Genomic DNA, 709 nt, shown 5'->3' on the forward strand with positions numbered 1-709 from the left:
CCCCCATCCAGTCGCCGTGCAGATTCCACAGGCTGGGCAGCCGCAGCGCGATGGTGGCCACCGCTACGGCGACCAGGGCACTGCCCGCGACCGGGGAGCGCCTGACGATCAGGCCGGTCGCGACGTAGAGAACAAGCAGGACCAGGTCGTAGTAGGACGAGGCGACGACGCCGTTCGCGTCCGCCTGGTAGGGCACGTTGACCCACACCCACCACAGGTCGGCGCCGTCGACGACGTTGTTCAGGTCGCGGATGATCCAGGCCAGCGAGATGGTCGCGAAGAGCGCGCAGTACAGCGCTCCGAAGATCCGCACCTCACGTGTGATGGACCGTGGCTCACCCATGTTGGCCGCCCCCTGACCGCCCCCGCGGGCGGCGACGCCACCCGGCACCGCAGGGCTACCCAGGGGTCCGGGCCCTCAAGAGCGCCGGCGGCGGGTCGACCGGATTCCGTCGGTCTGCCGCCCCGCCCGCCACGCGATCAGTCCGGCCGCCCGCCTACCAGGAGCCGGGCGGATTCGCGGGCGGTGGACCCGCCGGGGGCGGGGGCGGGGCGCCGTAGCCACCGCTCTGGTAGCCGCCCTGTTGGTCGCCCTGGTAACCGCCCGGGTAGCCACCCTGCTGGCCACCCGGATAGCCGTCCTGGTAGCCGCCGCCCGACGGGTAGGCGCGGGGCGAGGGGCCCGGGCCGTAGCCGTCGGGGGTGGCGT

Annotated in this window: 2 pseudogenes; both read right to left on the bottom strand. The window is 73.6% G+C overall.

What is annotated here, in order from left to right:
- Positions 1-343: pseudogene (locus tag KUM32_RS40605) on the bottom strand (hypothetical protein); the annotation flags it as partial.
- 154 nt (positions 344-497) lie between these two features.
- Positions 498-709: pseudogene (locus tag KUM32_RS40610) on the bottom strand (hypothetical protein); the annotation flags it as partial.

The organism is Streptomyces sp. AC627_RSS907 (assembly GCF_019049165.1).